At 41.0% G+C, this 26,009-nt stretch carries 24 protein-coding genes and 2 rRNA genes; 11 read left to right on the top strand and 15 right to left on the bottom strand.

Annotation, left to right across the window (positions count from 1 at the left end; all coding sequences use genetic code 11):
- Window positions 1-96 precede the first annotated feature (96 nt).
- Complete coding sequence (locus tag ATS76_RS04250; RefSeq protein ID WP_235590910.1) at window positions 97-864, bottom strand: sulfite exporter TauE/SafE family protein; 768 nt, start codon at window positions 862-864, stop codon at window positions 97-99.
- 170 nt (window positions 865-1,034) lie between these two features.
- On the opposite strand from ATS76_RS04250, the gene ATS76_RS04245 reads away from it, so the two are divergent.
- From ATS76_RS04245 to ATS76_RS04210, 8 genes are all read left to right on the top strand, one after another.
- Window positions 1,035-1,784 (top strand): GntR family transcriptional regulator, encoded by a 750-nt coding sequence (locus tag ATS76_RS04245; RefSeq protein WP_058551183.1) that lies wholly within the window; start codon window positions 1,035-1,037, stop codon window positions 1,782-1,784.
- Between the two features lie 214 nt (window positions 1,785-1,998).
- Complete coding sequence (locus ATS76_RS04240) at window positions 1,999-2,961, top strand: aldo/keto reductase (RefSeq protein WP_058551182.1); 963 nt, start codon at window positions 1,999-2,001, stop codon at window positions 2,959-2,961.
- A gap of 9 nt (window positions 2,962-2,970) precedes the next feature.
- Window positions 2,971-3,966, top strand: a complete 996-nt coding sequence (locus ATS76_RS04235; RefSeq protein ID WP_058551181.1) for a TauD/TfdA family dioxygenase — start codon at window positions 2,971-2,973, stop codon at window positions 3,964-3,966.
- A complete protein-coding gene (locus tag ATS76_RS04230) occupies window positions 3,966-4,970 on the top strand; it encodes a YeiH family protein (RefSeq protein ID WP_058551180.1) in 1,005 nt (334 codons plus the stop codon). Before ATS76_RS04235 ends, ATS76_RS04230 begins: the two co-directional genes overlap by 1 nt.
- A gap of 292 nt (window positions 4,971-5,262) precedes the next feature.
- On the top strand, window positions 5,263-5,472 hold the full coding sequence (locus ATS76_RS04225) for a cold-shock protein (RefSeq protein WP_006792548.1): 210 nt from the start codon (window positions 5,263-5,265) through the stop codon (window positions 5,470-5,472).
- A 187-nt stretch (window positions 5,473-5,659) separates the two neighbouring features.
- The gene (locus ATS76_RS04220) at window positions 5,660-5,869 is read left to right on the top strand and encodes a cold-shock protein (protein WP_006792549.1); all 210 of its coding nucleotides are present in this window, start codon (window positions 5,660-5,662) and stop codon (window positions 5,867-5,869) included.
- A 161-nt stretch (window positions 5,870-6,030) separates the two neighbouring features.
- Window positions 6,031-6,276 carry a DUF3297 family protein gene (locus tag ATS76_RS04215; protein WP_201023489.1) on the top strand — a complete coding sequence of 82 codons (246 nt, stop codon included), beginning with the start codon at window positions 6,031-6,033 and terminating at the stop codon, window positions 6,274-6,276.
- A 166-nt stretch (window positions 6,277-6,442) separates the two neighbouring features.
- Window positions 6,443-7,345 (top strand): homocysteine S-methyltransferase family protein, encoded by a 903-nt coding sequence (locus tag ATS76_RS04210; protein ID WP_058551178.1) that lies wholly within the window; start codon window positions 6,443-6,445, stop codon window positions 7,343-7,345.
- Between the two features lie 17 nt (window positions 7,346-7,362).
- On the opposite strand, the gene ATS76_RS04205 is transcribed toward ATS76_RS04210, so the two are convergent.
- From ATS76_RS04205 to ATS76_RS04195, 3 genes are all read right to left on the bottom strand, one after another.
- Entirely contained in the window at window positions 7,363-8,142 is a 780-nt protein-coding gene (locus tag ATS76_RS04205; protein ID WP_235590909.1) for an alpha/beta hydrolase, read from the bottom strand.
- Window positions 8,143-8,313: 171 nt separating this feature from the next.
- Entirely contained in the window at window positions 8,314-8,733 is a 420-nt protein-coding gene (locus ATS76_RS04200) for a MerC domain-containing protein (RefSeq protein ID WP_058551176.1), read from the bottom strand.
- Between the two features lie 8 nt (window positions 8,734-8,741).
- Window positions 8,742-9,224, bottom strand: coding sequence for a Fur family transcriptional regulator (locus ATS76_RS04195; RefSeq protein ID WP_058551175.1), 483 nt, complete (start codon window positions 9,222-9,224; stop codon window positions 8,742-8,744).
- Window positions 9,225-9,384: 160 nt separating this feature from the next.
- Here ATS76_RS04195 and ATS76_RS04190 point away from each other — a divergent pair, with 160 nt between their 5' ends.
- The gene (locus ATS76_RS04190; protein WP_058551174.1) at window positions 9,385-11,793 is read left to right on the top strand and encodes a TonB-dependent receptor; all 2,409 of its coding nucleotides are present in this window, start codon (window positions 9,385-9,387) and stop codon (window positions 11,791-11,793) included.
- Window positions 11,794-11,825: 32 nt separating this feature from the next.
- On the top strand, window positions 11,826-13,208 hold the full coding sequence (locus ATS76_RS04185; RefSeq protein ID WP_058551173.1) for a hypothetical protein: 1,383 nt from the start codon (window positions 11,826-11,828) through the stop codon (window positions 13,206-13,208).
- 118 nt (window positions 13,209-13,326) lie between these two features.
- Here the strand turns inward: ATS76_RS04185 and ATS76_RS04180 are convergent, their stop codons facing one another.
- The 6 genes from ATS76_RS04180 to ATS76_RS04155 form a co-directional block, all read right to left on the bottom strand.
- Window positions 13,327-14,625 carry a DEAD/DEAH box helicase gene (locus ATS76_RS04180; protein WP_058551172.1) on the bottom strand — a complete coding sequence of 433 codons (1,299 nt, stop codon included), beginning with the start codon at window positions 14,623-14,625 and terminating at the stop codon, window positions 13,327-13,329.
- A gap of 227 nt (window positions 14,626-14,852) precedes the next feature.
- A complete protein-coding gene (locus ATS76_RS04175; RefSeq protein ID WP_082664319.1) occupies window positions 14,853-15,794 on the bottom strand; it encodes a nucleotidyl transferase AbiEii/AbiGii toxin family protein in 942 nt (313 codons plus the stop codon).
- On the bottom strand, window positions 15,791-16,195 hold the full coding sequence (locus tag ATS76_RS04170) for a DUF6088 family protein (RefSeq protein ID WP_058551254.1): 405 nt from the start codon (window positions 16,193-16,195) through the stop codon (window positions 15,791-15,793). Before ATS76_RS04170 ends, ATS76_RS04175 begins: the two co-directional genes overlap by 4 nt.
- Before the next feature lie 263 nt (window positions 16,196-16,458).
- Window positions 16,459-17,646, bottom strand: coding sequence for an alpha/beta hydrolase-fold protein (locus ATS76_RS04165; RefSeq protein ID WP_058551171.1), 1,188 nt, complete (start codon window positions 17,644-17,646; stop codon window positions 16,459-16,461).
- Window positions 17,647-17,755: 109 nt separating this feature from the next.
- Entirely contained in the window at window positions 17,756-19,576 is a 1,821-nt protein-coding gene (gene glmS, locus ATS76_RS04160; RefSeq protein ID WP_010557868.1) for a glutamine--fructose-6-phosphate transaminase (isomerizing), read from the bottom strand.
- Window positions 19,577-19,622: 46 nt separating this feature from the next.
- Entirely contained in the window at window positions 19,623-20,387 is a 765-nt protein-coding gene (locus ATS76_RS04155; RefSeq protein ID WP_058551170.1) for a DeoR/GlpR family DNA-binding transcription regulator, read from the bottom strand.
- 154 nt (window positions 20,388-20,541) lie between these two features.
- Here ATS76_RS04155 and ATS76_RS04150 point away from each other — a divergent pair, with 154 nt between their 5' ends.
- A complete protein-coding gene (locus tag ATS76_RS04150) occupies window positions 20,542-21,069 on the top strand; it encodes a sugar O-acetyltransferase (protein WP_058551169.1) in 528 nt (175 codons plus the stop codon).
- 129 nt (window positions 21,070-21,198) lie between these two features.
- On the opposite strand, the gene creD is transcribed toward ATS76_RS04150, so the two are convergent.
- The 5 genes from creD to ATS76_RS04125 all read right to left on the bottom strand — a co-directional run.
- On the bottom strand, window positions 21,199-22,503 hold the full coding sequence (gene creD / locus ATS76_RS04145) for a cell envelope integrity protein CreD (protein WP_082664321.1): 1,305 nt from the start codon (window positions 22,501-22,503) through the stop codon (window positions 21,199-21,201).
- A gap of 77 nt (window positions 22,504-22,580) precedes the next feature.
- Complete coding sequence (gene creC / locus ATS76_RS04140) at window positions 22,581-24,062, bottom strand: two-component system sensor histidine kinase CreC (protein WP_201023488.1); 1,482 nt, start codon at window positions 24,060-24,062, stop codon at window positions 22,581-22,583.
- Window positions 24,049-24,729, bottom strand: coding sequence for a response regulator (locus tag ATS76_RS04135; RefSeq protein WP_010392155.1), 681 nt, complete (start codon window positions 24,727-24,729; stop codon window positions 24,049-24,051). Before ATS76_RS04135 ends, creC begins: the two co-directional genes overlap by 14 nt.
- A 448-nt stretch (window positions 24,730-25,177) precedes the next feature.
- Window positions 25,178-25,292 (bottom strand): 5S ribosomal RNA (gene rrf / locus ATS76_RS04130).
- A 143-nt stretch (window positions 25,293-25,435) separates the two neighbouring features.
- Window positions 25,436-26,009 (bottom strand): 23S ribosomal RNA (locus ATS76_RS04125); the annotation flags it as partial.

Here is a 26,009-nt window from a genome sequence, read left to right as displayed (position 1 = left end):
TACCAACTATAGTCTTGTATAAGACACAAGTTAAATAATTGTGATCCCTATGTCAATGTAAATAAACTTAACTTTAATTAATTAACAGCCCTCACTTTAGACTAGGGTAGCCACCGAGGTAGCCACCAGCGATATACCACTTACACCCAGTAGCGTTATAGCAATAATACGTATCCATTTTGCATCTACGTATGGGGTTAATCGTCTTGAAAAATGAGTCACGAGTAATACTAAAGGAATCGCAGCCGCAATTAAAAACATAATATCAAGATTGGGTAAGGTGCCAAATAAAGCAATACCCACTCGTACTATGCCACCAATGGTAAACACCGCAAGTAACGTACTACGAATTGCTTCAATAGACCAAGCTTGTTTATAGCACTGAAATACAAGCGGTGGTCCCGACGTTGAAAACAATCCGCCCAGTAAACCACTTACCCCGCCTGCAATTAAAAAAGAACGGGGACGACTTTGCCTATCGGCTCGCTTTCGTTTTATAAGCATTAAAGCGCAGCACAATAAAATACTAATGCCCAATATAAAATTTAAAAACTGGGTTAAATGCGCCGACATATATTCAAGTAAAACAAATCCTAACAACATTAGTGGCATGCCCGTATACAACATGAGTTTTAGTTCGGGTACTTTTACTGCGCTGCGGTTTTTAACCACCACGGTGGTTGAATTAACAAGTCCTAATAAACTCACTAAAAACGTGGTTGCCGTTAGTGGTAATACATCTAGTAGCGTAAAACTTGCCACCACTAAAAGCCCAAAACCAAACCCACTGAGTGTTTGCAATAGTGTGGCTGCACTTAAGCAAAGCGCCATAACTAGTATAAGTTCGAATGAAATACTGAACACTTTAAATTTCCTTGGGATGCGCTATTGTAGTGTAACGATTTGTTTTTAGGCATAATGTAAAAACAAGCTGTAATACAATAGCTCACAATTAACTGATAGCACGCAAAGATGCGTAAAAAGTACCACCTATGTTATAACTACAGGTGGACTAAATTTAACGGTAAATAACAATGAGTAACTCTATGTTTGATCACAAATTAAGTGGCCCAAGCTTGGCTTTTCAACCGCTTTACTTACAAGTGGCTGATTATATTAAACAGCTCATTGTTGAAAGACGCTGGGTACCCGGCGAAGCATTACCTAGCGAGTTTCGCCTTGCTGAAGAATTTAATGTAAGCCAAGGCACAGTTCGTAAAGCGCTCAACTTACTAACCGACGATAAAATAGTCACCCGCCGACAAGGTGTAGGTACGTTTGTATCAGAGCATACCGCGCAAGACGCACTTTTTAGGTTTTTCCCACTGCAAGCCGACGGTAAAGGTGCCGATTTACCCAAGGCAGAGCTGTTATCGGTTGAGCTTTGCCCTGCACCACTCGATGTGATTGAAGCCCTGCAACTTAATAAAAAAGACAAAGTCACTAAGCTTGTGCGCAGACGTATTCTTGATAACGAATTTTGTATGAGCGAAACTATATACCTTCCACAAAGCTACTTTCCTGATATACATCAAAGTAGTGATATTCCGCATACATTGTACCACTACTACCAAACCAAATTTAATCAAACCGTGCACAAAACCCAAGACAGTATTAAAGCGGTATTAGCCGACGAAACTGATGCAAAAATGCTCGCAATTAAAACTGGCGATCCACTGTTATTAGTGTCGCGCATTACAGAATCGATTGAAGGTAAACGTATTGAATATCGCCAAAGTAAGTGCAGAAGCGATCATTACCACTACCAAATTGAACTTGATTAACTCACCGCGTTTAACCGCTAATTATTCATATTAGCGCACACTTATTAAATATTTTTTAAAGGCAGCAATCGCTGCCTTTTTGCTATCTGCAGCTTTTTTAATTCGCTGTTTTAACACCTAGCGGTGCGCACAGTGTTGACACTGTTAGATTCGTATAATAACTTATGTCTTATACAAGACCAAAGTCATTATGCAATTTTAACAGGAATTCCCAATGAGTTCATTAAATAACATCCCGCCAGTCGGGTTCGGTTTATGGAAAGTAGCACAAGAAGATTGCGCGCAAACGGTGTATCAAGCCATTAAAGCGGGTTACCGCCATCTTGATTGTGCCGCAGACTACGGTAATGAAGAACAGGTTGGCGATGGCATAGCCCAAGCAATTAACGACGGCCTGTGCACCCGAGAAGAGCTATGGATAACGTCAAAACTTTGGAATACCTTTCATGCGCCCGAGCATGTAAAGCTTGCTATTGATAAAACACTCAGCGATTTAAAGCTCGACTACCTCGACCTATATTTAATTCACTTTCCGATTGCGCAAACCTTTGTACCAATCGAAACACGCTATCCGCCAGAGTGGTTTGTAGACCCAGATGCCCAAAACCCACACATGGAGTTGGCAAAAGTACCCCTACATTTAACGTGGCAAGCAATGGAAGAGCAAGTACATAACAACAAAGCAAAACGCATTGGTGTATGTAATTACTCAAGCGCATTACTCCACGATTTAATGACCTACGCCACCATTAAACCCGCTATGCTGCAAATTGAATCACACCCTTACTTAACGCAAGAGCGCTTAGTAAGGCTTGCAAAACAGTACGACATTCCAGTAACCGCCTTTTCTCCACTGGGCGCGCTTTCGTACCTAGAGCTTGAAATGGCAGATCAAACAGAGTCTGTGCTTGAGCAAAGCGTAGTGAAAGCTGCGGCGCAAAGCCATGGTAAAACACCAGCACAAGTTGTGCTGCGCTGGGGCGTGCAACGCGGCACTGCCATCATCCCTAAAACATCAAAACTTGAACGCATGACAGAAAACCTATCGCTATTTGATTTTGAGCTCAATAAACAAGAAATGGCCGATATTTCTGCACTTAATATTAACCGCCGCTTTAATGACCCAGGTCATTTTTGTGAAGCTGCGTTTAACCGTTTTCACCCTATTTACGATTAGGAAAATACCATGTCAGCTACCGAACTTAACTACGCCGCAGTGCCTACTCAATTAACCTTTGATGACTCGGTTTTTCCGTGCATTGTGGTTAATAATAATAACGCCAGCACCGTTGAAGAGGCGGTGGCTTTCATTCGAGCAAATAAACCTGAGCTAGAAACCAAACTGCGTAGCTCAGGTGCTGTGCTGTTTCGTGGCTTTCCGATTAATAGCGCTGAAACCTTTGATACATTTTCAGCAGGGTTTGACTACGATAACTTCACTTATCAAGAGTCGTTATCTAACGCGGTACGTATTAATTTTACCGAGCGTGTATTTACTGCTAACGAAGCACCCAAAGATGTCGAGATTTACCTTCATCACGAAATGGCGCAAACACCTATTTCACCAAGTAAGCTGTTCTTTTTTTGTAAATCGGCAGCAGAAAAAGGCGGCGCGACACCGCTTTGCCGCTCAGATAAATTATTTAGCGCTTTAAAGCAATTTGATAGCCAATTAGCCGATGACTTTGAACAAAAAGGCTTAAAGTACACGACTTACATGCCTGCAGCCGATGATGCAACATCGGGCCAAGGCCGCAGTTGGAAAAGTACACTCAGCGTACAAAATAAAGACGAAGCGCACAGCAAACTTACCGAGTTAGGCTACGAGTGGGAGTGGCTAGAAGATGGTTCTTTAAAAGCAATTACCCCGGTATTACCTGCGGTAGTCACGCTTGAAAATGGCGTACAGGTTTTTTATAACCAACTTATTGCTGCTTACATGGGTTGGAAGGGCGTGCGCGAAAACCCATCGGTTGCCATTACTTTTGGCGATGGCAGTGCGATTCCTAAAGCAGGGCTTGATAAAATTGTTGAGCTATCAAAAGAGTTTACCTTTGACTTAGCCTGGCAAGATGGCGATGTAGCACTGGTTGATAACGAAATGGCTATGCATGGCCGCCGCCCATTTACTGGCGAGCGAAAGCGCCAAGTGCTTGTTGCATTAACTGCAGCTAACGCCTAATGCTGCGAGTAAGCAATGCGTTAAAAGCGTATGTATCGCCACTTTGGCAAGGCGCAAGTATTGCAGCGATGACGGGGCTTGCAGCCTTATTTTTAAGTGAACATTACGGCGCACCCGCTATGTTGTTTGCTTTATTGCTAGGTATGGCGGTATCGTTTTTGTATCAAAGTGACAGCCCTTGCGCAAAAGGGATCGACTTTACCGGCTCTACCATTTTGCGAGTCGGTATTGTGTTACTGGGCACGCGTATTGCCTTAGGTGATTTAATTACACTGGGTTGGCAAACCGCGCTTATGCTAGCAGGTGCTATATTCACCACTATTATTTTAGGGGTAATACTTGCCCGCGTATTTGGCCTGCAAAAACGCTTTGGTGCTTTAACTGGCGGATCTGTGGCTATTTGCGGGGCATCGGCAGCACTGGCTATTTCGTCAATTATGCCCAACAGCGAACACAAAGAGCGCGACACCTTGCTCACCGTTATTGGTGTAACGGCTATGTCGACCATTGCTATGATTCTCTACCCAATTATTGTTAATTACCTAGAATTTGATGCTCACAACGCAGGGGTATTTTTAGGCGGCACCATACACGATGTAGCCCAAGTTGTGGGCGCGGGCTATTCGGTATCGCCAGAAACCGGCGACATTGCCACGCTAACTAAACTTGTGCGCGTTGCTATGTTACTGCCTGTCGTACTTATTATGATGGTTATAATTAATCGCTCTAGTCAAAGCAATAAAGGCGACCTACCTAAAGTGCCTGGCTTTTTAATTGGCTTTGTTATTTTAATGGTAATTAATAGCTGTTTTTCGCTGCCGAACGTATTACTCGAAAGCGCTAATGAACTGTCAAAATTCTTTTTAATTACCGCTATTGCCGCCATTGGCATGAAAACGAACTTAGGAAAACTCACCGAGGTGGGCATAAAACCCATTATTTTAATTGTGGCTGAAACTGTGTGGATAGCGTTATTAATACTGGGCTTTATATTCTTTAACTAACTGAATAAAAAAGGTTTAAGCCGTAAATTTTAAGATCAATATACACCATGTTAAACACGGCTTTTTAATTTAATTCTTTCTAAGGCTAAAAAATAAAATGACAATAAAGCTTGGTGTATTATCAAACATGCTGTTATCCTGCTCGGCATCGGGTTGATGAAAACCCAGTTTATTTGTAAGTACCTCGTTGATATTAGTAATAATCCTTCGCGTTATCCTCAGTTAAATGCACGTTTTCTTCCTGTTAAATTGCCTATTTAGGGCACACTTTTATTTATTTTTAGGATCTATTATGTCTAATACAACAACTGGTACAGTTAAATTTTTTAATGAAGCAAAAGGTTTTGGTTTTATCGAGCAAGAGTCTGGCCCTGATGTGTTTGCACATTTCAGCGCAATCTCTGGCGACGGTTTTAAAACCCTTGCTGAAGGCCAACGTGTACAGTTTACTGTTACTCAAGGTCAAAAAGGCCCACAGGCTGAGAACATTGTTAGCATCTAATTGCTAAACAATTAAATGGGTTAGCAATAACCCATTTTGAATACTAGTTTGAAAGAAGTTTTGTTTTATTTGTTAGTACCCCGTTGTTTTAGTAATAATCCTGCGCGTTATCCTCAAGTTAACTATTTTTTCCGGCTCAATCGCCTCTTTTCAGGCACACTTATATTAATTTTTTAGGATACATATTATGTCTACTACAACTACTGGTTCAGTAAAATGGTTTAACGAAGCAAAAGGTTTTGGTTTTATCGAGCAAGAGTCTGGCCCTGATGTGTTTGCACATTTTAGCGCAATCTCTGGCGACGGTTTTAAAACCCTTGCTGAAGGCCAACGTGTACAGTTTACTGTTACTCAAGGTCAAAAAGGCCCACAAGCTGAGAACATTGTTAGCATTTAACATGTTTTAAATAAATGCGTTTTTTAACGCATTTATTACTCCCTTAATTACCTTCTATCAGTATTACTAAAGCCCCTTCAAACATTTATTTCAGTCTTGCTTGAGCATAACTCCTGTATTGCCTACAATAGCGCACAATATATTCTATGCAGATCCCTATTATGACTGATACAAATAAACCTGAATTACCTGACCAACTTTCTATTAATCCACACAGCAAATTTTATGTAGAAGAAGTTTTTGAACATGAAATTGGTATTACACTTAACGGCAAAGAACGTTTTGACGTTGAAGAGTACAGCATTAGCGAAGGTTGGATTAAAGTAGCAGCACCTAAAGCGTTAGATCGCCGCGGCCAGCCATTACTTATGAAAGTAAAAGGCAAGGTAGAAGCGTTTTACAAATAAGTTAAACCTTATTTAAAAGTAAGCGACTCCTTTGGGCAGTCGCTTTTTTTGTATCTATTAAAAAGTATTGAGCTTTTTTCATGTTAAACCTGATGAAGTTTCACTATATTTTTAAGCAAAACATGTTTGAATGACGCCATATTATATAGAACAGCGGAAGCTTATTATGAATAAAGTAATTATTTTAGATGGTGGCATGGGGCGCGAACTTAAGCGCATTGGTGCTCCGTTTACGCAACCCCTTTGGAGTGCACAAGCACTTATAGAAGCGCCAAACTTTGTCACACAAGCACACACTGGGTTTATAGACGCTGGTGCTGAAGTAATTACTGTAAATAGTTACGCATGTGTACCGTTTCATTTGGGCGAAGCGCTATATAATTCACAAGGTGCCGCGCTTGCCAATCAAGCTGCAATCATTGCAAAAAAAGCAGCTCAAAGTGCACAGCAAAATGTAATGGTAGCAGGTTCGCTTCCGCCGGTATTTGGCTCTTACCGCCCGGAGCTATTTGAACCTAAACGTGGTTTTACTATTTTAAATACACTTTATGACGCACAAAACGAGCATGTAGACTTATGGATTTGCGAAACTATTTCAAGCATTGAAGAAGCACATGTAATGGCAAGTGTACTTAAAAATTCAAACAAACCATGCTATTACGCATTTACGTTAAATGATGAAGTTAGCGAACAAGCAACCCTGCGCTCGGGTGAATTAGTAACTGACGCCATAACAGAACTACTTGAATACAATATTGCTGGTATTTTATTTAATTGCTCGATCCCCGAAGTAATAGAACAAGCCTTGCTAGATACTAATAAGGTATTATCGAAGCTTAATAAAACCGTGGCGTTGGGCGCCTTTGCAAACGGCTTTACACCTATTGCCCATGACTATCAAGCCAATCAAGGCTCACAAGCGTATCGCGATATTTCACCTTCAGAATACCTAGACTTTGCAAAAAAATGGCACAACCTGGGCGCAAGTATTATTGGCGGCTGCTGTGGTATAGGCCCAGAATTTATTGAAGTACTGGTAAGCTGGAAAAATGAACTCAAAAACACTTAGCGTTATTGGTTGTGATTTTATTGCAACCAATCAAGCCCTTGTATTGCTGTAGTAGGAAATGCTGTTGCATGGCTAGCGCCCTCAATAACCACACTTTTTAATTGTATATTGTTACTGTTAAGTGCATTAATTTTTTGTACCAATTGCTTGGCACCCTCAACCATATTTTGTCCTTCAAAGGCTGGGGTTTCCTTTGCTCCCACCGATATATAAACTTTTATAGGCACTTTAGGCTTATTTACTTGTAGTGCTAAGACTGCGTTGCTATCAAACCAAACAGACGGGCTACCAATAATATAATGGCTAAATAAATCGGGCTCTGTAAATAAAATAGTGGCACCTAATAAGCCGCCTAGCGAGTTACCTATGTAGGTTTTGTGAGTGTGACTAGCTCGGTAGTTTTGCTCAATATAAGGAAACACAGTGTTTTTAATAAACTGAATATGGCCTTGCGCATTACCTGTTTGTTTTTTCCAATCTTTTGCAAAGGTAGGTGTGTAGTCTCTTATTCGACTAGCTGATCCAATAGAGCCTTTTTCGTAACCTATGGCGACAATAATCGCCTGCTGCATTTTTCCGGTATTCATAGGAAATCGTGTTGCCCCTGCCACTATAGGAAACGTGTACGGCGCATCGGTTAAGTAAATAACGGGATATGTTTTATTTAGCTTATTTTTATATGACTTAGGCAATTGAATGTAAACAGGATAAGCGCGCTTACTGGACAGTTCGGTTAGTTGAATAACGCTACTTCTAGGAATTTCGTAAGGCGTATTTGCACTTAATTTAAAACACATGAAAGCGAAAAGTAATACTAAAGATTTTAAAGCAGTATTCACTATATTAATTAACCTAAGCCAATATTAAATGACTACTTTAACTCACTTTTAGCCTTAGGCTATTAAAAAATAAACACTAAGACTTAAAAAGGCAGTGCTACATGTTAGTTGTTTGTAGCACTGATAACGCTAAGCGGCTTGAGTGCTTGAGCATGGGCAATTATCGTCACTTTTTTTAAGGCACTGTTGGTAATTAAACCAGTGAGCAACAGCTACAAATGCCGAACCAAGGAGAGTAAAGCCTTTTTCACCTACCTCGCCAAAAAGCGACTCCCCTAAAGTCACAGCAACCAGCATTAATGTAATACCCACTACGCCAAAGGAGATATAACGCAAACGTTTATGCTTTTTACAACCCAAGCTCAACGCAAGTAAACTTGTAGGTATAACAGCAACTAAAATCCAAAAGTGAAATTGCTCACTATTAAGCTCAAGCGCACCAATACTAGGTAGTAGCGATAATAAAATAGGCGTTGCAAAACAGTGCACTGTGCACAATACAGAAAGCCCTATAGCAAGCCTATCCATTACACTTTGATTTGATCTCATTTCTAATCTCACTTTTCTATTAACTTTGATGTACTGTGCTGGCACTCGTCGCACGTCCCCGATATCTCGAGTTGTGAAGTGGTTGGTGAAAAACCAGTTGCTTGTACTTTCTTGAATAACGACCTTACTAATTCATCTGTTTCATTTATTTCACTTACGGTGTGACACGAATTACAAATTAAAAATATTGATAACTGGTGATGACAACCGCCATCAGCATGACTGCATGGCATATATTTATTTTCAGACTTCAATCGGTGTACTAAATTAACCGACTCCAATACATTTAAAATTCGATAAACAGACATCGCAACAATTGAAGAGTCCATTATTTTATTAAACTGATTTTTTACTTCGTAAGCTGATAAAGGTTTATTTGCATTTAGTAAAATTTCTAATACTTGCTGACGCTTTTTTGTTAGCTTTTTATCAACGTTTTCACACTGTGTATTTGCAAATTGAATTGTTTTTTGAATTTGCTGCTTATTCATCATTCCCTCTAATCTAACCCCAATATGCTTAAGCTCTTTTTATTTCCCTGGTAATAACCCTAATTACATACTGTGCGTAATTTTAACCAAACCAACTATTGATATAATATAACATTATACATCACAATTGATATAATATAACATTATACAAGGTAGTCAAATGAAAAGTAGACCACAACTAGCTGTTCTCATTGCAGCTTTATTACCTGCAAGTGTGCTGGCATCCACAATTGAAGGCGTTGTTTTAAACAACAAAGGGAAAGTAGTTACCAATGCAACGGTAGAAGTTGAAGGCTCAGACCTTAAAGTAACCACCAACGAAAACGGTAAATTTGTAATAGCAGAGCTAAGCAATGGCTTAAAAGAGCTTCATATTGTGGCGCCAGGTTATGCCCACCTTCATCGCGATATAACAATAACTAATGATGAAAACCAATCGGTTACGTTTAATTTAAAGCGCTCGCCTATTGAAGTTATTGATATTGAAGCAACCCCTATTCATATGTCGGCAATGGAATCTGCCTCACCTGTTAGTGTTTTATCTGGCGAACAACTAAGACGACAACAAGCTGCAACCCTTGGCGATAGCCTTGAAAAACTCCCAGGTGTTAATACAAATTTTCACGGTAAAGTAGCCAGCACACCTATTATTCGTGGCTTAAGCGGGCCGCGTGTACTTATTACTCAAAATGGCCTTGATGTAAGTGATGTGTCGCGCGTTGGCCCCGATCATTCTGTTGCATCAGAAGCGTCTACCGCACAACAAATTGAAGTATTACGCGGCCCTGCAACACTGTTTTATGGCAGTGGCGCCATTGGTGGCGTAGTAAATGTGGTAGATAACCGCGTACCAACCGACAGTACAACACGCGGCGAATGGAACGTAGAGCATAACTCTGCTGATAACCAAAAAGTGGCCTCGTTTAATGCCACCACAGGCACAGACTCGGTAGCTTTTTATGCCGATGCGTTTTGGCGTGAAGCCGATGACTACGAGGTACCTGTAGCCGCAGATATAGATAGCGACGGTGAAGAGCATCGTGGCGATTACAAAGTTGAAAACAGTAATGAAGAGTCTGACGGTTTTACTGTTGGCGCTAGCTACTTAATGGATAACGGCTTTATTGGCTTAGCACTAGAGCAATTTAATCGTCAATACGGTATTCCGGGCCATACCCACGGCGATGAAGAGGAAGAGCACAGCGACGAAGAAGAAAGCGTATTTGCTGATTTAGAGCAAACTAAAGTGCAATTATTAGGTGAGTACAACCTAGATAATAAATGGCTAAACAAAGTAAACCTGCGCGTTGGCCACACCGACTACGAACACGCTGAAATTGAAGGTGGCGCTGTAGGCACCACATTTAAAAACGAAACAAACGAATTTCGTATAGACCTACTACATAACCAATTTAACGAGTGGAATGGCGGCATTAGCTTTCATTACAAACAAAGCGATGTTGAAGCACAAGGTGAAGAGGCCTTTACTCCTCCATCAGAAACCGAAAGCTTTGCTGTAGCGCTAATGGAAGAAAGGCACTTTGGTGATTTTTTAGTGCAAGTAGGTGGGCGTATTGAGCGTGTAACAATTGAAGCAGGCGACGTATTACTGCCAAATATTGACGCTCATGCACACGATGAAGCGCAAGAAGCTGACGAGCATGATCACGACCACGAAGAAAGCGCAGAAACCACTCGTGTATTTGACGTAGAGCACGAATTTACGCCAATCAGTTTATCTGCAGGCGTAGTGTGGGATTTTACACCTAACTATAATTTAGGGCTTTCTGTATCGCGTTCTGAACGCGCGCCTTCTGCTTCTGAGTTGTTATCGTTTGGGCCGCACATTGGTACTGGCACTTACGAAGTAGGCGCACTATTTGATTTAGATGAAGACGGCCATTTAGGTTTATCTGATCAAACTATTGACCTAGAAACTGCCAATAATATCGATTTAACCCTGCGTAAAACCCAAGGTGATGTTGGCTTTATTTTAAATGCCTTTTATAACCAAGTAGATAATTACTATTACCAAATAGACACCGGTTTATTCGCTGAAAGTGGCCACGACCATGGCGATGAAGAAGAAGGCGCTGACGAACACGACCATTCATCAGAACTACCGGTTTATTTATTTAAAACAGACGACGTAATTTTACATGGTTTTGAAGCGCAAATTGCGTGGCAATTAACCGATGAATTTAAAGTAGATTTATTCTCTGATTACGTTCGTGCACGCCTTAAAAACGGCGGCGATTTACCCCGTACTCCACCACTTCGTTTTGGTAGCGAGTTAAGCTATCAAACAGATAAATTAAGTGCGCATATTCACGTTACTCGCTATCAAAAGCAAGACCGCACAGCCCCACAAGAAACAGCAACAGACGGCTACACATTGGTTGATGCAAGCATCTCTTACGACCTTTCAGTATTAAACCAAGATATGTCTGTTTACCTGCGAGGCACCAACTTAACAGATACAGAAGCACGCGTGCACAGCTCGTTTGTAAAAAATATAGCACCACGTCCAGGTCGTAGTTTTGCGCTAGGTATTCGCGGTTATTTTTAAGCATTAAAAAATTATAATTAAAGGAAATAAACATGAAAAAACTATACAAATTAAAGCTTATTGCACTGGCGATTAGCACTACATTTATTACAGCCTGTGGCGATGCCCAGACCAATATTGTAGAAAAAGATCCTATTGTTGTAGAAGACGAGCACGATCATGACGATGATGATGGCTATACAATTGACTCATTAGGCAGATTAGCGGTGCTTGCAGGCGATAGCAACGAAGCCAGCTTTTATGACCTAGATGACAACGCTTTACTTGAAACATTTACCCTGACGAATGATTCAAACACGCTATCATCATCACCTGATTTTCGTTATGCCGTTATTGCAAGCCGCGCACAAGATTACTTAGGCTTTATTGATGGTGGTTTATGGCGTGAAGACCATGGCGAGCATTTACACGACTATGAGCAAAGCCCAGCAGCTAGCAGTTATGAGCTAACAAGTGGCAGCCGCCCTACTCACCTTGTAAAACATGACGGCCAATTAGCTGTTTTTTATGATGGTGATGCAGACTCAGGCACGGTTGCCTCTGTTGAAGTATTAACAGATAACGACATAACCAGCGCAACAGCAACACTACCGGGTATTAGCTACGACATTAATATGCACGGTGTAGCAGAGCCTCGCGGTGAGCATTTATTATCAACTCTTCGCCGTGATGACAGCGAAAGCACATCGGTTGCTAAAGTACTGCCAGATCAAGTAGGTGTTTATCATTTTCACGATGGTGAATATGAGCTTGAACAAACCTTAGAAGTTACGTGTCCTGATTTACACGGGGCGGCACAAAACTACGACTACGTAGTATTTGGCTGTAGCGATGGTGTGTTATTAGCCCACCAGCACGATGATGAATACGAAGCTGAAAAAATAGTGAACATTGCAGCCGTTGGCGATTTACGTATTGGTAGTATTTATGGCCACGAAGATAGCGAGACCTTTATTGGCGTAGCGTCTGGCCATGGTGGCGGCGAAGCCGTAATTGTAACTATTAACCCTGTAACAGCACAAATGGAAGAACTAGAGTGGCAACTAGCCGATGGCGCAAGTGCTGTGTCGTACTCTTTTTCTGCCCATGGCGAGCACTTTTTAATATTAGACAGCTTAGGCTTTTTAAATGTATTTAGTGCACACGACCATGATGGCGAAATGCATTGGGAGCTTGAAGGCCAAGTTGATATTACCGAGCAAGATGTATCAACCATGCCAGAGGGCATGAGCTTTAGCATGACAGTGGCGCAAAATGGTCAGTTTGCTTATGTAGCCGACCCTATTGCTCAGCACGTTGTGCAAGTACACCTTGAAGACTTAAAAATTGAAAGTGAGGTTGAGCTTACTTTTGCTCCTAGTTCAATTACTTGGCTTGGTATTGCGCAAGAGGAAGAAGACGATCACGAACATTAAGCTTGTAACTGTTGTTCTCGCGTTTTAGGCTAAAGCCGTAAAATGTAAAACCCGTAATTAGTTAAGCTAATTACGGGTTTTTTAATAGTGCTCAGATGGATTAGTTCAGGCAGCTAAATTACTTACGGCGCCAGCCGCTCCATACATCATCTTCTTGGTTGGATTTTTTCTTCTTTTTCTTACCTGTGCCTTCAGGCTTTGCCATTGGCTTTTCGTTTTTAAGTGCAAGGGCCGCATCAAGGTTCGCTTGGTTTACCGCAAAACCGGTTACCTCTTCACGCTCTAAACGAAGTTTGTTTTTCTTCTCGATTACTTTAAAGTGATGAAAGTCTTCATAATCAATTAACGATAACGCTAAACCAACTTCGCCGGCACGGCCGCTTCGGCCAATACGGTGCATATAATCAGCGGGGCTGCGCGGTAAGTTAAAGTTAATAACAACAGGCAGTTTGGCAATATCTAAACCACGGGCTGCTATATCAGTGGCAATAAGTACTTCTATTTCACCGGCTTTAAATTTTTCTATTACGCGAGTACGCTCACTTTGGCCTTTATCACCATGGAAAACTTGTGCGTTAATACCACGCTTTTCAAGCTTACCTGCTAGGTGCTCACAGTCTTTTTTAGCGTTTACAAAAATAAGTGCTTGGCGCCATTTGTGTTGCTTAATTAAATGCGCTAAAACCGTGGTTTTTTCGCCTTTATTAACCGTAAATACGCGCTGTACTAAGGTGCTTTCGTCTTTGCTTTGAACTTGTATTTCAACAGGGTTATTGAGCAGCTCTTGCGTTAATTGTGTGACTTGCTCTGGGAAGGTTGCTGAAAACAACATTGTTTGTTTTTTAGCAGGCATTAACGCTAATAACTCAGCAAGTTCTTCGGTAAAGCCAAGGCTTAGCATGCGGTCGGCTTCATCAAGCACAAGCGTATTTACTTTATCGAGCTTAATCGCATTACTTGAGATTAAATCGAGCAAACGCCCAGGCGTTGCTACAATAATATCGGCGCCGCCACGTAAAGCCTGCATTTGTGTATTAACCGACACACCACCAAACACCGCTACCGTTTTAATTGCACCATTAAAGTTAGCAGAATACGATTTAACGCTATCGGCCACCTGCGTTGCAAGCTCACGGGTAGGTACCAAAATAAGCCCAGTAACAAAGTTACCTTTACTCGCTGCTTTTTTAGCGCCTTGCTCTAAAAATAGGGTTTGTAGCATAGGTAAAGCAAACGTTGCTGTTTTACCTGAGCCAGTATTTGCCCCCGCAATTAAATCGCTACCAGCAAGTACACTTGGAATCGCCTTAGCTTGAATTGGCGTAGGTTGGCTGTATTCCAAATCGGTTAAACGAGCTTGTAGCTCTGGAATAAGGCCAAGATCGTTAAAGGTACTAGGGCTTGTGGCTGAGGTCATAAAAGTTGTGGGCTTATTGCTAAAAAAGTAGCCTGTAATTTTAGCGTATTTAGCGCTTATTAAGTAGGGATTAGTGATTTAAATGTTTTTATAGTTAACAGCTGCGCGATTCGCGTCAAGTTACGAGCAGCTTTGTGATATTTGTAGGCTCGGGTTTATCCCGCGCTTTTATAATTGTGTTTAGAATAATCCTTTTATTCAAAGTACTTAAATGAATGAATTAAATGTTACCCAATAAGCTGCTCTGAAATTACTTTAAATGAGGCAATGCAAGTATCAAAGTCATGAGGATTTTGGCTGTATACCATTGGCGCAACAAACGCATTAAAACGCTCACGAAACTTCTCATTATTTTGAAGCTCCTCCAATCCCAGCTTTAGCTCAATAAGGGGATCGTCAACAAACTCCTGATGTTGATTGCCAAATCGAAGTCTATCTTCCTTCAAAACAGAATCAAACATAGGGCATAACACATCCATATCAACCTTATGATTAATAAAAATACAATGAACATCATAGATGTGACGGACCAGTGTATCATCATCCTTTCGATTTGGATTACGCTTAACAGACATAGTACGGCGTAACATAGAAAGTACTTTTTCAACCAGCGTAGAATCAATCGATACACACAACATAGCCTTCACTTCGGCAGGTTGCTTGTAGCTCTGAGCCACCAGCGATGAAATAGCGCGAAGTTCAGTCCCATGCAGTTCAATAGTCTCAATAAACTCTAATTTTATATACGGGCGTAGACAAGGTGCTTGGAGATATTGCTGTGGGTATTTTATTTCTATTTCGACGTAGCGATACTCATCATTAACCGTTTTATCAGCGTAATAAAGATAAGGATGATCAACCAACTTCATTATGATATGTTCAATTAGCGCTTTGCGAGCTTTTTTCTTTGCTCCCTTACCCTTTTTGATAAACTCATTAGTAGGAATCAATTTTATGTCGACGTCTTCAGACATTCGCAGGATTTTAATATTGGATTTAGCCAATGCAGTTCCGCCAGAAAAAACCAGTTGATGGCTTTCACTTTTTACACCTTCCAACATTGCAAGAAGAGACACGACCCAATAGTCTTTTTCTGGAATTGATGGATTACCTAAATCCAACGCATCAGATACCTCAAGAAACTGTTTTTTCAGTTTGGGTATACTCATCTGCGATAACTCAACACTCTATTACCAACTTTAAGATTCCGATTGAATTGCTTAGAATCCCAGTTGTACTTAATAGACGCTGGTATTTGGGTAGATTTACCGTTAATACTCCTAAGTGACATCGCGTCCATCTCAAAGTCTACACCGCGCAGTTTTAAAATTTCACGCATTATTGCGTCAGTGCCGCCAGGGTTTGTTGGCATCGGCTTATTAGTAAGGCTGTTAATCGCTGCTTTAGTATATAAGCCATAGCCAATTTTCATCAGTATGCCTTTATCGACTAATTGCTTTAACACACGACCAACCTGATCGTAGCTTGCATAATTATCGAAATCTTTACGTTCAAACACATAGCGGCGAGAACGCTTTATTTTTTGATAAATACGGTCAGTGGCAGTCATGGCTAATTCTCCTACGTAATGATTTGTTTTAGTATAACCCAAACCACCTCTGCCTAAAAATAATACGGCACTGAAAAAATAAAAAACACGACAAAAATCATCACGTGAAAACCATAAGCAGTTGTTTATATAAAGATATAAATGATTCAAACAAAACTGATATAAACTTTAAATTGCAACTGACCTAATTATTTATAAAACCTTAGCAAGTAACGTAATAATGTTGATTGAATAAAAAGCCAACAACTAAGTTGGCAATATTATTAGTTATTGCTCAGCTCTGCTTGTAACCTAGCTTTTGTTTCTTTTAAGTAATTTATATAAGGATATGAGTCGTCTGCAATTGCTAAAGCAGACTCCATCTGCTCAAGCGCTTGGCGAGTATCCCCTTGCATTTCATAACCGTAGGACAATGCCGAAAGCGCATCGACTGATTTTGGGTGGTTTTTTATATTGTATTTAAACACTTCAATAGCACGGGTAAACTGCTTGCTACCCGTTAAGTTATAACCGAGTGATCTAACAGCGCGATCCGGTGGCGCAATCTGCTCGCCCCATTGTTGAGATAATGTTTGATAATAAGCATCAATAGAGGCTACATCGTCAGTTAAAGCACTTATAGGCATTTGTTTAGGTAAAAATAAGTTGTAATAAGCATTAAATATACCTGCAGCAGAGGTTAAACCGTGCGAGATGCCATCAAACGAATCACTATAGAAGCGCAACCCTCGCACTTTATGTGATTGCAGTGATTGCTGTAATTCATCGTACCTTTCACGCATCATGCCAGCTTCTTCGCCTATATTGATATAAACGTAGTTATTCAGGTCTTTTGATTTATTGATGAACGACTTAGTCGCCTTTACAGATGCGCCATAGTTCCACCAAACGGCAGGGCTGTAAGCAATATGCGCTTGAAATAGTTCGGGCTTTGCCTGCAACGCATATAGCGCAAATACACCTCCAGCAGATGCGCCAGCAATCACTTTATAATTGTGCGTACGATAACTTTTATTAATCAAGGGTATAAGCTCTTGCTCTATAAATGCTAAAAACGTTGCTGCGCCACCGCCTTCACCTACCGGGCCTTGTGGCTCTTTATTAATTGTGGGGTATAAATCTCTTAAGCGATTGGTGTTTTCAATAGCGACAATAATAACCTCTGGCGCACGATTATCATTTTGTAAACGCTCAATAACAGCGCTGGCAAGCGGTATATTACCCGCGCCATCTAAGCGATAAATAACAGGATATACCTTGTTTGGCTCAGATTGATAGCTCTTAGGTAACTTAACGACAACTGTGCGTTCTTCGTTTAAAACAGCCGATTTAAAAGTATGTGTGTGCTGAGAATAATCAGCTACTTGTTGTTTAGCGTTAGATTGTGCAAAGGCACTTTGTGAACTAAAAGCAAAACAGCTAACAAAACAAATGACTGCAAATAAACGCATGACTAATCCCTTAGAGAATAATAAGTTACTTAAGCTAACAGACTTTTAGGCACAAAAAAAGCGCCTTAAGCGCTTTTTAACATTAATAAAAACCTATAACCTTATGATTTTACTCAACAGTAACCGATTTAGCTAAGTTACGAGGTTGGTCAACGTCGGTACCTTTAATTACCGCTACGTAGTACGACAGTAACTGTAATGGCAGCGTGTAAACAATTGGCGCAATAATGTCGTCAGTGTGGTTTACGTTGATTACACGCATTGTGTCGTCTGACTCAAAGTGTGAATCTTTATCTGCGAATACGTAAATAATGCCGCCACGTGCGCGTACTTCTTCTACGTTTGATTTAAGCTTTTCTAATAGCTCATTGTTTGGCGCTACAACAATAATTGGCATGTCGGCATCAATAAGTGCAAGTGGCCCATGTTTTAGCTCGCCCGCTGCATAAGCTTCTGCGTGAATGTACGAAATTTCTTTAAGCTTAAGCGCACCTTCCATCGCGATTGGGTATTGTGAACCGCGACCTAAAAACAGTGAGTGGTGCTTGTCGGCAAACTCTTCTGCAAGGTCTGCAATGCCATCAGCTAGTAGTAAAGTTTCTTCAAGCTTAGCGGGTAGTACTTTTATAGCATTTACAATGGCACTTTGATCAAGCTGTTTTTCTTGCGCTATAGACGCAGTAAGCATTAACAAACCAACTAATTGCGTAGTAAACGCTTTAGTAGAAGCAACGCCAATTTCAGCGCCGGCTTTAGTCATAAAGGCAAGGTCTGATTCGCGCACAAGCGATGAACCCGGTACGTTACAAATGGTCATTGAGGCCATGTAACCTTGCTCTTTAGCTAAGCGTAATGCAGCTAGCGTATCCGCTGTTTCACCCGATTGTGAAATAGTCACAAGTAGGCTATTTTCGTGTACATACGATTGGCGGTAACGGAACTCAGAGGCAATCTCAACATTACAGCTAACGCCTGCAAATTGCTCAAGCCAGTAACGGGCAACCATACCTGAATGGTATGACGTACCACAGGCAATAATCTGTACATGTTTTACATCTTTAAATATTTGCTGAGCGCTGTCGCCAAAGGCATCAATTGCTACGCGGTCGTCGTTTAAACGCCCTTCAAGCGTATTACGTACTGCAAGTGGCTGCTCGTAAATTTCTTTTAGCATGTAGTGACGGTAATCGCCTTTGCCTGAAGCGTCTTGCGTGATATTTGATTCAATCACTTCACGCTCTACAGCGTCGCCATTTTCATCAAAAATTTCAACAGTGTCACGTGTAATCCGGGCTACGTCACCTTCTTCTAAAAATATAAAGCTACGTGTAACAGGTAATAGTGCTAGCTGATCAGAGGCAATAAAGTTTTCGCCAAGGCCTAAACCTATAACCAGTGGGCTACCTGAGCGCGCTACGATGATTTCGTTGTCGTTTGCTTTATCAAATACAACTGTACCAAACGCACCTTCAAATTGCTTAACCGCTGCTTGAACAGATGCAAGTAACGTAGTGTGTTGCTTACGAAGCTTATGAATTAAGTGCACCATTACTTCGGTATCGGTTTCAGATAAGAACTCGTAGCCTTCTTCTTTAAGCGATGCGCGTAGGCTTGCGTGGTTTTCAATAATACCGTTATGCACAAGTGCTAGCTGGTTGTTTGATACGTGCGGGTGAGCGTTTTCTTCAGTAACGCTACCGTGTGTTGCCCAGCGTGTGTGTGCAATACCTGTATGGCCGCTAACGCCTGCTTTCTCAAGTGCGGCTTCTACATTTACTACTTTACCGACTGCTTTTACAGTATTTAGTGTAGAGCCTTCTAAAAGTGCTACACCGGCAGAGTCGTAACCACGGTATTCAAGACGTTTAAGGCCTTCAACTAAAATTTTGTTTACTGGACGTTCTGCAACTGCCCCAACTATTCCACACATAGTGTCTCCATTAATTTTTTAATTCTAGTAACTCACTTTGTAGTTACTAATCAATAATCTCTGCACAAATTAGTTTTACACCACACGCCTCAATCGCTTTGCGTTTATCATCTGCTAAGCCAGTATCGGTTATTAAAGTGGTTACTATTTTCCACGGTAATTCTAAATTTGGTATTTTTCGGCCAATCTTATCTGATTCAACCATTACTATTACTTCACGGGCGGCCTTTGCCATTAATTGGCTTAAGCCAACTAACTCATTAAAGGTAGTAGTACCGCGTTTTACATCTATGCCGTCAGCACCAATAAATAGCTGATCAAAGTCATAAGAGCATAATACGTTTTCGGCAACTTGCCCCTGAAACGACTCAGAATGCGGATCCCACGTACCGCCGGTCATTAAAAGTGTTGGCTCGTTTTCAAGTGAAAGTAAACGGCTCGCGACTTTAATCGCATTAGTCATTACAACTAACCCGCGCTTATTTGCAAGCTCTGGGATCATAGCGGCCGTAGTGCGCCCGCTATCAATAATAATGCGGTTATGATCTTTTATAAGTGCAGCAGCAGCCTTAGCTATTGCTACTTTTCGCTTAGAGTCTATTTCGTTGGTGACGATTTCTTTAGGCAGTGCAATAGCACCGCCGTAACGGCGCAGTAATAAGCCACTTTTTTCAAGCGCCGTTAAATCTTTACGAATGGTTACTTCAGATGTTTGAAACTGCTCAGCGAGCTTTTCAACAGCCACTTCACCTAGCTCATTTACCTGAGTAAGTATTAAATGGCGGCGTTGCTGTGTGTTTCGTTTAGTCATAAAGCTCGTAGATTAAGTTTCGTTTCGAAAGATATGTAATTCTAAACGAAACTAGTTAAATGGCAAGTGAACGAGCAAAAATAAAGCAGCTTTCAACAAGGAATAATAAAGGTAAAATAGCGCTAGGATCAGTTAATCAATCAAAGAAGCCTTAATGCAGTCATTTAACAGCTTAGATAAAACGCTATTAGCGCTACGAAAGCAAACTGGCGAAATATGCCGACTCTTTAATAAAAGCCCGAGTAAAGGCAATTTAAAACGCATTAAAGAGCTCTTCGCTCAATGCGGTGAAGGGGTAATTATAGAATCAGGTTTTCATTGCGATTATGGTAATCAAATAACTATTGGTGATCGTAGCTTCATAAATATTAACTGTACTGTATTAGATGCCCCAATTAGTGAAGCTTCAATAACAATTGGTGATGACTGTTTAATTGGTCCTAACGTGCAGTTGTTAGCAGTATCCCATGCTGTTAACCCTACACAGCGACTTAATAAAGAAAACTTTGCAGCACCGATTATAATAGGCAACAACGTATGGATTGGTGCAGGTGCAATTATTTTAGCAGGCGTATCTATTGGCGATAATAGTGTTATTGGTGCGGGATCGGTAGTAACAAAAAGCATTGCATCAAACACTGTGGTTGCTGGCAATCCGGCGATAAAGCTCAAGGATATTTAACACGCTAAAACAATGGAATAACCTGTCGCGAGATCGTTTGCAAATAGGTGAGAAGTTAACGGTGTTTTTATCTAATAGCTAAGTGAAAGGGGGCTGGCAAAGCTGTCAGCCCCTTTCAATTAGGTGGTTTTAGTTTGTTTCATCGTCTTGCGCGTGCCTGCCGTACCAGTTTACTCTGCGCGTCAACATCATTATTAAACTGAGTACCACGAACACCAGTACACTGCCCATTAATAATGCGTAATCCTCTGCACTGAGTAATCCGTATAAAAGACTATAGAGAAATAACACTCCACATAAGAATAGCCCTCCATGTTTGCTATTTTTAAGCATACCCGCAACATAAACACTCAATAGAATTGCTGATGCAAGCGCCGATAATAAATACGCAATATTAAAGCCTAAGTGCTCACTAAGTGAAATCAGTAGTAAATAAAATACCGCTAAAGCAAGCCCGACAAAACCATACTGTACAGGGTGTATTGGCTCATCACGCAGTACCTCGAGCAAAAAGAAACTCGCAAAAATAAGTACAATAACCAAGATGGCATAATTACTTGCTCGATAATTTTTAAGGTAGTGATTAACACTATCGACTAAATTAACTCCCATGTTACGTTGCTTGAACAAGGTGCACTCATTACGAAATAAACACTGGTTAAATAGCTCTTTTAAATTGGTCGCAAAGTAATTGGTTTGCCAACTCGCAGAAAAGTCCCGTGCCGAAATTGATGACTCGATAGGCAGGTAATCCCCTACAAAACTTGGGTGTGGCCAATCGGCTTGCATTGTCAATGAGCTGTTTTTACCAACCGGTGCAAATGAAAGTTGACGCATACCCTGCAGATTTAAGTCTATTTGATACGGCAGTACCTCACTTTTGCGAATGGTTTCATAATCAAGCTCTACACGAATCCCTTGTGGTAACTGATCTAGCTGGGTACCGGGGAGTAATTCATAACTTCGCTCGTTAACATTAATGTGTGATCCTTGCCCTATTCCTCGGATATCAGAAATGGCTAAAATAAGGTTGAGGCGCTTTATCTTTTTGTCCGCTAAGACAGCTAATGCACTCGTTTTAAACCGCCCTTCAAATTGGTTCTGTGAACGATATAACAACGCTTTATAAATACCACGGTACTTTTCAAATGTTGCTAGATTACTACTGACATTGAGCGATTCAGGTAAAAGCGTCATATTCATCAATTGCTCGCTCGTTTTACCATCAACCGTAACAGTTTCTAGGTACTGAGCATGAATAAATGGGCCAATAACCTGCTGTTCATCACTGCTACTCTTAGCTATATCAACCTGAACTTGCTGCTGTAATTCTGATCGCTCATCAATTAGGTTTTGGATCATAAAGATAGGGATCAATAACAACACGATAAGCCCTATTATTATGATCAGTTTGGTTTCTATTTTTTGTTTCACTGTTATGTACTCCATCTATTACATAATCATAGAGTACCGAAGCTATATGGATTTACTGAGGTGCTTAGATGGAGCTTTTATGGAGTAGGCATATTTATATGAACACGGACGCCATTTTTAGTATTTTTTATGTTGAGCTGCCCTTTATGTAATTTAACGACCTGCTCAACGAAGTTTAGTCCTAATCCAGTGCTTTTTTTACCATTGGCTCTAGGTAGTGAATAAAACCGTTCTGTGATGCGTTCAAGGGCATAATCAGGGATACAAGGCCCCGTGTTATCAATATAGATTTGAACATAGGATGGCTCTTGTATTACCTGAATGTGAATCTCTCCCCCCTCGTTGATAAAGTCCAATGCGTTATCAAAAATATTGTATAGCGCTTGTTGAATTAGAAATACATCTCCTAAACACGCACTGCTAGGGTCGCAGCTAATTACTACTTGTACATTTTGCGTTGTGGTTCTGGCAATAAAAGAATCTTTAATTGCTTCAAATAAAGGTTTTACAAACACCTTCTTTCGCTGTTCAAGTTCAGGAAGCTGCTCTAATTTGGTAAGCGTAAGCAGCTTATCTATTAGCTGCTGCATTCTCACTGTTTCAGACTCAATATTATTTGCAAATAACTGTTTTTTATCTGTACTTAGGGGAGACTGTAAAATCTCGCTTGCACCTTTAATTGCAGATAGAGGGCTTTTTAATTCATGAGTTAGTGTTTGAACATAATGCTCAACGTAACGTTTGCCATCTAACTGATTGCGCATTTTTTCTAGCGCATCACTTAACAAGCTATATTCATAGAAAACCCTAAACCTTGGTTTAGATGCTTTTTCACCTCGCCCCATTTTATCCGCATAGTTTGCCAGCTTATACAAGGCACCATTGATTCGCCAGGCAATCAATGCTCCAACCATTAATGCCAAAATACTCATCACGACTAACCAACTTAATACACGGTACTTAGACATATTTATAAAAGGTTGTACAGAGCGATTAGGCTTAGCCACAGTGACTGACCCAATAATATTACCATTATCGATTATGGGCGCAGCAACATGCATGACGGTTGAAAGTGGGTCATCTTGAGCAGTTGCGGTTGAGCGAGCACCGTACTCTCCCCGTAATGTGAGATAAACATCATTCCATTGTGAAAAATCTTTTCCTATATCTTGCTGCCAAGAATCAACAACAACGATTCCCGCAGCATCCGTAATATATATACGGTGATTTGTCCCTTGTTTATTTACCCCCCAGATTTTCGCATTTGGTTGCCTGCTGCCATATGAGTTAACCACATTAGTAAAGTGGCTCTGTGACAGCGTACCACGAGCTAAATCATCTCGCGCCATCACTGCAAGCAAATTAGCCATATCAACCAAGGTTTCCTCGGTAACCTGACGAACTGTGGGCTTAATCTCGCGCATAACCGTTGAACTAACTAAGTAAGTCGTTAGTATCACGAGGATAAAATAAAGCAAAAACAATCTCAGCCCGAGCGGGATTTTAGGCCAACGCTTCAAGCGAGCTAATGAATGCGTGGAGCGTTTAAATAGGTTCATAAAAATAACCAAAACCTCGCTTAGTATGAATCATGGGCTCATGACATACAGCGCGTAATTTATTTCTAATGGCTTTGATATGACTATCAACATTGCGGCTATATACACTGTCTTGGCATAGTTGTGCTGATGATAGCAGTTGCTCTCGAGAGAATACCTGCTTAGGGGATAACACTAGCTTATCAAGCAATTTAAACTCTAAAGCCGTTAAATTTAACGGGGTGTTATTGAAGTAGTAATCAAAATTATTACTGTACAGACCTGATTGCTCAGTAGAAGTATTTATTTGTGTTTCTCTGACAGCATATGGCTTTAAACGAAGTTTAACGCGAGCAAGCATTTCTCGAGGGCTAAAGGGTTTAGTGACATAGTCGTCTGCGCCAATCTCTAATCCAACAACGCGATCGATTTCATCGTTGCGTGCCGTTAAGAAAATGATGGGTAAAGAAGAAAATTCGCGAACTTGCTTACATAGCTCAAAACCATTTGCATCAGGTAAACCAACGTCTAAAATCAGTAAATCTATCTGTGTAGCTTTAATATAACTAAGACCAGCCCCTGCGGTATCGAACCAAACGACGCTAAAGCCATCCATCTCGAGCGTATGAATCAAGGTGTCTGCAATTGCTTTTTCGTCTTCAATGATCACTATCTGCGCCGTTGCCATACAACTTATTCCTTTACTACAACCTAATAAACACGCTTATAGTTACAGTAAGTAACAAGTCAGTCAATATCCTTTATAAGGATGCTCTTTGAGCACAATGAAGTGGTTAGACGCTTTATTTAAATTAGAGGTGAAATTTTCACAGCCTAAGACCCTCTAGCTATTTCACTTCCCTGCAGATACAAAAAAGCCCGACTCGAAAGAGTCAGGCTTTTTTGTATTTGGAGCCATTGTGCGCTACGCAGTAGGATGACCTACTTTCATACACTTGATGTACTTTAATGGAGATGCACTTAGCTCTAGACTGGTCGTGGCGTTCTTTTATCCGTGGGGTTCTAGATACTCAACCCACGACGCTGTGCAGCTGATAGCTGACGGCTAATATTTTCACTTTCCTGCAGACGTAAAAAAGCCGCTTCATTTCTGAAGCGGCTTTCTACAATTTGAAGCCTGGTAATGTCCTACTTTCACATAGCAAATGCTACACTATCATCGGCGCTGTTTCGTTTCACTACTGAGTTCGGCATGGAGTCAGGTGGGTCCAAAACGCTATTGTCACCAAGCAAATTTGGTCGTTAATTCGTATTCCTACGACTAACTGAATTTGGAAAATATCTGATAATATTTTTTAAGTCTTTCTAAGTAATATCTACTTTAGTTATTAACTTCTGTCTTAAACTATCACACAAAACGCGTTTGGCGTTGTATGGTTAAGCCTCACGGGTAATTAGTACAAGTTAGCTTAATGGCTCACACCACTTCCACATCTTGCCTATCAACGTTGTAGTCTTCAACGGCCCTTCAGAGACTTTAAAAGTCTAGTGAGAACTCATCTCGAGGCCTGCTTCGCGCTTAGATGCTTTCAGCGCTTATCAGTTCCGAACGTAGCTACCGGGCAATGCCATTGGCATGACAACCCGAACACCAGCGGTTCGTTCACTCCGGTCCTCTCGTACTAGGAGCAACCCCTCTCAATTCTCAAACGCCCACGGCAGATAGGGACCGAACTGTCTCACGACGTTCTAAACCCAGCTCGCGTACCACTTTAAATGGCGAACAGCCATACCCTTGGGACCGACTTCAGCCCCAGGATGTGATGAGCCGACATCGAGGTGCCAAACACCGCCGTCGATATGAACTCTTGGGCGGTATCAGCCTGTTATCCCCGGAGTACCTTTTATCCGTTGAGCGATGGCCCTTCCATTCAGAACCACCGGATCACTATGACCTACTTTCGTACCTGCTCGACGTGTCTGTCTCGCAGTTAAGCTGGCTTCTAC

It is taken from the genome of Pseudoalteromonas sp. 10-33, from assembly GCF_001469195.1.
Classification (GTDB): Bacteria; Pseudomonadota; Gammaproteobacteria; order Enterobacterales; family Alteromonadaceae; genus Pseudoalteromonas.
The sequence above is the reverse complement of the archived record's forward strand: the minus strand, read 5'-3'. Positions and strand labels throughout refer to the sequence as shown.